The sequence below is a fragment of the Candidatus Symbiopectobacterium sp. genome, assembly GCF_020054415.1.
In the GTDB taxonomy this organism is placed as follows: Bacteria; Pseudomonadota; Gammaproteobacteria; order Enterobacterales; family Enterobacteriaceae; genus Symbiopectobacterium.
Genome location: NZ_JAHWCO010000702.1, coordinates 1 through 7,543, shown reverse-complemented (window position 1 = coordinate 7,543; position 7,543 = coordinate 1). Strand labels below are relative to the sequence as shown.

The following is a 7,543-nucleotide window of genomic DNA, read 5'->3' as shown; positions in this document are numbered from 1 at the left end:
TGAAAACACCCGCGATTTTCGGGATGCAATATTCAATTTTTTCACCAATACGCTACCAGAAATAGCGGACTCGCTGACGTCCAGAATTCACGATCGTTTTCAGGTGCTCAAACCTGCATCTTGAGGTTTATTGGGTATATAACAAATGCAGAAAATCACTGGGTTATTTTATGTATAAATTTGTTTTTATTAATTATTTATTTTTATGTTACTTTCCGATGAGGTCACCATAAACACCAGCATCAGCGGAATAAGCAGGTTCCAGTCAAAGCCGAGTCCGTAATAGAGCGGTGTCGGGATCATGATCGCTGAGGTGTGCGTGGCCGACGTGTCTTGCGGCAGCATGCCCATCGCCCAGGCGGCAAAATACCCGACCGCCATGGCAATCACCAGAGAGGCGACGCGCAGGTAGGGGTTGCGCTGGCGGTTCAGCAGGATGATAACCAGCAGGACGATAGCGGCCAGTGCAAGATTCTTGGGGGCACCGAAGGTGTGATCGTTCATGGCAGCAAAGCCGCCGCTGATCGATGTTAATCCCACCTGAATCAGCGACAGGCCGATAATCATCACGACCACGCCGGAGACCAGCGGCGTAATGATGCAGCGCGCCAGATGCAGGAAGCGGGAAAGGATGATTTCAGTGAAATACGCCACCATCAGAGTGCAGAACAGTGCTGCCATCATGGTGGGCACATCGGCACCGCCATTTTTTAGCGCCAGACCACCCATGATTAACGGGGTAACAAAGTTAAAGCTGGTGCCCTGAATAGAAAGTAACCCCGATCCTACCGGACCTCAGGTTTTAATTTGCAGAATGGACGCCAGGCCGGAAGCAAACAACGACATGCTGATGATGTGCTGGGTATCCTGCGTGGGCAAACAGAGTGCCTAGCAGATCAGCAGGGCTGGGGTAATCACCGCCACAAACATAGCCAGAAGATGCTGTCTGGCGGCAAACAACGTTTGCGCCAACGGTAGTCTGTCTTCCAGACGATAAATCAATTCACTGTTACGGGGCGCAGCAGTTGGCGTCTCCGTTTGGGGCAGTTCCGTGGTGGTGGTAGTCATAATCAAGAGTGTCCTGAAACGGCAAAGAGGGCATTTTAATGATCTGCTTTGCAAAAGCAATCGTTTGCGGGGTGATTATAAAACAATCTTGTGTCATGTCTGATGACGGTGGGGATTTTTTGAATACCTCGTTATAAATGTGTCAAAAAACGTCTATTTTTTTATCGTGGTGACGAGCAATTTAATGCCTAGAGGAGGGGGGCGCTTTATACGCGTGCTGCACTATAAAGGTTATTTGCTACCTTTTTTCTGCGTCTCACCTAGGGCGCTAGGCATTGGTATAGCGCACCCGCTCCGGTAACCAACGTTCAATTAGCGCTTTGGCATATTCTGGATAGTGTGCATGAAGGTGACGAGCTACGCGTTGTACTTCGGGGATCAGTGCCTGATCGCGCAGTAAATCCGCTACTTTAAACTCGGCGCTGCCGGTTTGCCGCGTACCCAGCAGTTCGCCGGGACCGCGAATCTCTAAATCCCGTTGCGCAATAACGAAACCGTCGTTGCTGTCGCGCACCACCTGCAAGCGCTGCTGTGCAGTTTTACTTAGCGGCGTCTTATAGAGCAATACGCAGTGGGAGGCAATGGCACCACGTCCGACTCGACCGCGCAACTGGTGCAATTGTGCCAGACCCAGCCGCTCTGGGTTTTCGACTATCATCAGGCTGGCGTTGGGCACATCCACCCCCACTTCGATGACCGTGGTTGCCACCAGCAGTTGCAGTTCGCCCTGTTTGAATGCCTGCATCACCGCCTGCTTCTCTTGCGCTTTCATCCTGCCGTGTACCAATCCAATTCGCAGACCTGGCAGTGCGGCCTTCAGCCCTTCGCAGGTGGCTTCAGCGGCTTGTGCTTCCAGCAGGTCGGACTCTTCAATCAGCGTGCAGACCCAATAGGCCTGTCGCCCTTCTTCCCGACAGGCACGATCGACGCGGGTGATAATATCCTCACGGCGAGAATCGGGGATGGCGACCGTTGTCACAGGCGTTCTGCCCGGCGGCAGTTCATCGATGACCGACGTATCTAGGTCGGCATAGGCAGTCATCGCCAGCGTGCGTGGGATTGGTGTTGCTGTCATGATCAACTGGTGAGGGTGAAAGCCCTGTTCCACCCCTTTTTCCCACAAGGCTAGCCGTTGATGCACACCAAAGCGGTGCTGTTCATCGATGATCACCAGCGCTAGCCCACTAAATCGCACCTGCTGCTGAAAAATAGCGTGCGTACCCACGATCATACTGACCTGATCATTGGCAATGGCTTCTTGTTGCGCAACGCGTGCTTTTCCCTTTTGCTTGCCGGCCAGCCAGCCGACCTCAATGCCAAGGGGCTCAAACCAATGACGAAAGTTGATGGCGTGTTGTTCCGCGAGCAGTTCGGTGGGTGCCATTAACGCCACCTGTTTGCCGTTAGCGATGGCGCGCAGTGCCGCCATGGCCGCCACCAGCGTTTTTCCGGAGCCGACATCCCCTTGTACCAGACGCATCATGGGTAAAGGTTTCTCCATGTCGGCTTCAATGTCATTGATGACGCGGGTTTGCGCCTGAGTCAGCGCGAACGGGAGGGCGGCCAACAGTCGCGTTTTTAATGCGTCCTGTGCTTGCAGTACAAGGGCGCGATGGCGTTGCGCACCGGCGCGTACCGCCAGCATGCTTAAGTGATGCGCCAGCAGCTCTTCCATGATTAAACGCACTTGCGCCGGGTGTTTGCCGTGCTCAAGCTCATTCAGTTGCGTGCCTGCCGGTGGACGGTGCAGAGTATGTAACGCTTCAGGCAGCCCAATCATGCCGCGGCTTAGCTCCTGCGGCAGCAACTCTTCTATCGGTTGTGCATCCAGACGCTCCAGCGCCTGATCGGTCAATTTGCGCAGCGTGGCCTGACGCACTCCTTCCGTGGTTGGGTAAACCGGTGTCAGTGAGGCCTGTAATTCCACCGGTTGCTGTGCATCGCCCTGTACGCGGTATTCTGGGTGGATAATCTCTGCCCCATTCTTGCCTCGTTTGATTTCACCGTAGGCGATAACGTGCTGGCCTGGAGCCAGGCTATTTTTCATTGCGGCATTGAAGTTGAAGAAGCGCATCGTCAGCACTCCGCTGCCGTCGCTGATTTGGCAGGTCAGCATACGTTTGCGTCCAAAGACGATATCGTTGCGCAACACGTCACCTTCCACGGTGGCATAGATATCGGGCAGCAGGTCGCCAATGGCGTAGAGGTGGGTGCGATCTTCGTAGCGCAGCGGCAGGTGCAGCAACACGTCCTGCACGGTTTCCAACCCGAGGCGCGCGAGTTTAGCCGCCTGACTGGCACCGACCCCCGTGAGGGTGTTCAACGGTTGGTTATTCAGCAGGTGGCTTTTCATTGGCGCTCTCGCTATTCGGCGGAGGATTGCATGGCTGCCCACCATGCCGTGTCGGCAATGATCTGGCCCTGATTTTCGATGCGCGGGCGGGGGAGTTTTTTCCGCGTCGCTACGCGCGCCAGCACCGAATAGCCTCCTTCGAGCAGCAAGCGCTGTTGTTCATCGTCATCAAGCATGCCCGCTTCACGCTGGTACATACCCGCGTTTTGGCGTTGGGCTTCGTAAAGGATCAGCGCAGAAGCGACCGACACGTTCAGGGATTGCACCATGCCGATCATCGGAATGATGATGTCCTGGTCGGCCAGCGCGAGCGCTTCCTGCGTGATGCCGGTTTTTTCCTGACCGAGCAGGATGCAGGTCGGTCGCGTGTAATCGACTTCACGAAAATCGACCGCTTTGGCTGACAGGTTGGTCGCCAGAATCTGCATGCTTTGCGTTTTTAAATGCGAGACGGCATCGGCGATGGTGCGATGTGTTTTGACCTGTACCCAACTGTTGCTGCCTGCTGCTGATGATACCAGTGTACGCATGCGGCTGGTAGGCCAAACGGCGTGGACTTCGCGGACGCCGACGGCATCGGCGGTACGAATTACAGCGGAAATATTGTGGGGTTTGTGCACCTGTTCCATACACATCGTCAAATCGGGTTGACGGCTTGTCAGCATCTCTTGGATGCGGGCGTAGCGTTCTGGTGTCATACGATGTCTCTTGCGTTATCCCGGTACCATATGTGCGACCGGGATCGTCAGGGCTATCATTGGTTACGGTGGCGATCAGTTGCGATTACGGGTCACTTTGATGACATCCGGCATCACGCGGATTTTACGCATGACGTTAGCCAGATGTACCCGATCGCGCGTGGTCAAACGGATAAAGGCGCTATACACGCGTCCATCCCGCTCTTCCGTATTGATGCTCTGAATATTGGAGTTGGCGGCATTAATCGCTGCGGTCAGGTTGGCCAATGCTCCCTGATTGTTGAACATGTCGACTTTAATCTCAGCGATAAACTCTTGTTCGGTAACCTTATCCCACTCGACCGCCATGAATTTTTCAGGCTCTTTCTGGTAGCCGCGAATGTTTCGACAAGACTCATGGTGAACCACCAAACCTTTACCGGGACTGACGTGGGCCACAATCGGGTCACCGGGGATCGGGCGGCAACATTTGGCGAACGTAATCAATACGCCATCTGCGCCTTTGATCGGCAGCTTGCGCAAACCGGTGTGCTCTTGCTGTAACGGCTGCTCATCCAATAGGTTTTTCGCTACGACGATGCTCATGGCGTTACCGAGGCCAATCTCTGCCAGCAGGTCATCCAGCGAGGTGAGTTTCATGCGATCCAGCTCAAGCTGGATGCTGGTTTGTGGAATATCACTGAGCTTTCTGCCATTACCCAAGGCATGATTCAATAAACGACGTCCCAGGCTCACGGAATCGTCACGCTTGAGATTCTTCAGCATTTGGCGAATCTTGGCGCGAGCGCGCGAACTGACGACAAAGTTTAACCATGCCGCATTGGGGTGTGCGCCGGGGGCGGTAATAATCTCCACCGTTTGCCCACTGCTCAGCGATTGAGAGAGCGGGTAGGGCTGTCTGTCGACGCGTGCGCCGACGCAGGCATGCCCGATATCTGTATGTACCGCGTAGGCAAAATCGACCGGTGTCGCGCCTGCCGGTAGCTCGATGATGCGCCCTTCCGGAGTGAACACATACATTTCATCGGGGAAGAGATCGGATTTGACGCTCTCGATAAACTCGAACGAGCTGCCAGCACTTTGTTGCAGCTCCAGCAGGCTCTGCATCCAGCGCTGCGCACGGACCTGTGCCGTAGTGCTGCTTTCACCTTCTTTGTACGCCCAATGTGCCGCCACACCCATTTCGGCCATCTGGTCCATGTCTTCGGTACGGATCTGCACCTCGACCGGCACACCGTGCGGCCCAATCAATGAGGTATGCAGCGATTGGTAGCCGTTCGCCTTCGGAATAGCGATGTAATCTTTGACGCGGCCAGGACGCGGTTTGTACAGGCTGTGCACCTGTCCGAGCACGCGATAGCAGGTATCCAGCTCTTTAACGATCACCCGAAACGCGTAGATATCCATGATGGAATGGAAACGCTGTTCTTTCAGGTGCATCTTGCAGTAGATGGAATAGAGATGTTTTTCGCGTCCGCTGACGCGACAGGGAATGCCTGCTTCGTTCAACCGCCCTTCGATTTCGGAAAGGATTTTCTGGATCATTTCCTTGCGGTTGCCGCGCGCGGCTTTGACCACTTCCTTGATCACACGATAACGGTTTGGATACAGCGCCTCAAAACCCAGCTCTTCCAACTCGGTTTTCAGATGATGAATACCCAAACGGTGCGCCAATGGGCTGTAAATTTCCAGCGTTTCACGCGCAATACGACGACGCTTGTCAGAGCGCAGCGAGCCCAGTGTGCGCATGTTATGTGTACGGTCAGCCAGTTTGATGAGAATAACGCGGATGTCCTGCACCATCGCCATAATCATCTTGCGGAAGTTCTCGGCCTGCGCTTCTTTCTTGTCGCGGAATTTCAGCTTGTCCAGCTTCGAGGCGCCATCTACCAGCTCGGCGACGCTCTTGCCGAATTGTTGTTCAATATCTTGGTAGGTAGTGGGGGTATCTTCGATGGTGTCATGCAACAGCGCGGCCATCAGCGTCTCATAGTCAAGACGCATCTCCGCCAAAATACCGGCAACAGCGACGGGATGGGTGATGTAAGGTTCACCGCTGGAGCGAGCCTGCCCCTCGTGAGCATCACGTGCAACAATATAAGCCTGTTGAAGGCGCTTGATCTGGTCTTCCGGCAGATAGCGCTGTATCAGCAGATTGAGGCTTTCGAAGATATACAAGGGTGAGCCGTAGCGAGATTAACGACGACCTTCAGCAATCGCGGTGACCGCTTGGATCTCTGCTGCTTCTTGCTCTTGCTGTTCCTGACGCTCACGCACATCCAGAATCTGGTTGCTGATCAGGCCTTCTTCGATTTCGCGCAGCGCAATCACGGTGTATTTGTCGTTCTCTTCAGGGACCAGCGGATCTTTTCCGCCTGCTTGCATCTGGCGGGCGCGGCGAGCAGCGACCAACACCAGGTCAAAACGGTTACCAATTTTCTCAACAGCGTCTTGAACAGTTACGCGTGCCATAATGTGCTACTCCACAGGAAATAAAATGACTGCGCATCATACTGAAAGTGATGTCAGTCTGCCAATAGTTTGGTGATTAATGCATCATGCCGCAATGCCTGGCGGCTCAGCAATAGGCGTTCAGCACGGATGATGGTTTTCAGATCGGACAGCGCCAGATCGAAATCATCGTTGACGATCAGATAATCGTATTCCGCGTAGTGTGTCATTTCAGCCACCGCTTGCGCCATACGTCGTGCAATCACCTCATCGCTGTCCTGGCCGCGTCCGCGCAGACGGCGCCCCAACTCTTCTTTGGACGGCGGCAGAATAAAGATACTGCGCGCCTGCGGCATCCGGCGGCGGATTTGCTCTGCGCCCTGCCAATCGATATCCAGAAAAATATCTACGCCGGTTGCCAGCGCCTGCTCAATGGCGGCTTTGGACGTGCCGTAGTAGTTGCCAAACACTTCGGCGTACTCAAGGAAAGCATCTTCCTGAATCATACGCTTAAATTCATCCACAGAAACGAAGAAATAGTGTTCTCCGTGGTTTTCCCCCGGGCGTTTGGCTCGGGTGGTGTGGGAAATCGACACATGGGTGTCATACAACGGCTGCGTTTTCATTAACGCATTTATTAAACTGGATTTTCCCGCGCCGCTGGGGGCAGAAACAATGTATAACGTGCCTTGATCCATAATGATGAACGTAATGTATGGTGAATGTGATGGGTCGATTGGACTGCCTTACCTGTGCTAATTTTCGCATTATACACGATACGCGCACTAGGTTGTGTCCCTTAATTGCATAACTTCTTGTAAAATAGGCGGATACAGCCCAGTTTAACCATCGACAGATAATTCCTCGCCGTTTTGTCATAACGTGTGGCAATACGGCGGTATTCTTTTAATCGGCCAAAACATCTTTCCACTACATTGCGATGACGGTAAGCGTCACTGGCGAACCGTGAGCG

At 53.9% G+C, this 7,543-nt stretch carries 6 protein-coding genes and 2 pseudogenes; 1 reads left to right on the top strand and 7 read right to left on the bottom strand.

Going from position 1 to position 7,543, the window contains the following annotated elements:
* Nucleotides 1-124: pseudogene (locus tag QZ506_RS20245) on the top strand (IS630 family transposase); the annotation flags it as partial.
* Nucleotides 125-210: 86 nt separating this feature from the next.
* Here the strand turns inward: QZ506_RS20245 and QZ506_RS20240 are convergent.
* From QZ506_RS20240 to QZ506_RS20210, 7 genes and pseudogenes are all read right to left on the bottom strand, one after another.
* Nucleotides 211-1,068 (bottom strand): annotated as a pseudogene (locus QZ506_RS20240) (solute carrier family 23 protein); the annotation flags it as partial.
* Nucleotides 1,069-1,336: 268 nt separating this feature from the next.
* Entirely contained in the window at nt 1,337-3,421 is a 2,085-nt protein-coding gene (recG, locus tag QZ506_RS20235; protein WP_291973467.1) for an ATP-dependent DNA helicase RecG, read from the bottom strand.
* A gap of 11 nt (nt 3,422-3,432) precedes the next feature.
* On the bottom strand, nt 3,433-4,119 hold the full coding sequence (gene trmH / locus QZ506_RS20230; RefSeq protein WP_291973465.1) for a tRNA (guanosine(18)-2'-O)-methyltransferase TrmH: 687 nt from the start codon (nt 4,117-4,119) through the stop codon (nt 3,433-3,435).
* Between the two features lie 75 nt (nt 4,120-4,194).
* Nucleotides 4,195-6,297, bottom strand: a complete 2,103-nt coding sequence (gene spoT, locus QZ506_RS20225; RefSeq protein WP_291973464.1) for a bifunctional GTP diphosphokinase/guanosine-3',5'-bis pyrophosphate 3'-pyrophosphohydrolase — start codon at nt 6,295-6,297, stop codon at nt 4,195-4,197.
* 18 nt (nt 6,298-6,315) lie between these two features.
* The gene (gene rpoZ, locus QZ506_RS20220) at nt 6,316-6,591 is read right to left on the bottom strand and encodes a DNA-directed RNA polymerase subunit omega (protein ID WP_291973461.1); all 276 of its coding nucleotides are present in this window, start codon (nt 6,589-6,591) and stop codon (nt 6,316-6,318) included.
* Nucleotides 6,592-6,644: 53 nt separating this feature from the next.
* Nucleotides 6,645-7,268, bottom strand: coding sequence for a guanylate kinase (gene gmk / locus QZ506_RS20215; RefSeq protein ID WP_291973459.1), 624 nt, complete (start codon nt 7,266-7,268; stop codon nt 6,645-6,647).
* A 101-nt stretch (nt 7,269-7,369) separates the two neighbouring features.
* A partial coding sequence (locus tag QZ506_RS20210; protein ID WP_291973469.1) for a transposase occupies nt 7,370-7,543 on the bottom strand: 174 nt, incomplete at its 5' end.

Excerpts from the sequence above, each read along its gene's own strand:
- recG (WP_291973467.1), bottom strand. The coding sequence starts at position 3,421 with ATGAAAAGCCACCTGCTGAATAACCAACCGTTGAACACCCTCACGGGG.
- trmH (WP_291973465.1), bottom strand. The coding sequence starts at position 4,119 with ATGACACCAGAACGCTACGCCCGCATCCAAGAGATGCTGACAAGCCGT.
- rpoZ (WP_291973461.1), bottom strand. The coding sequence starts at position 6,591 with ATGGCACGCGTAACTGTTCAAGACGCTGTTGAGAAAATTGGTAACCGT.
- gmk (WP_291973459.1), bottom strand. The coding sequence starts at position 7,268 with ATGGATCAAGGCACGTTATACATTGTTTCTGCCCCCAGCGGCGCGGGA.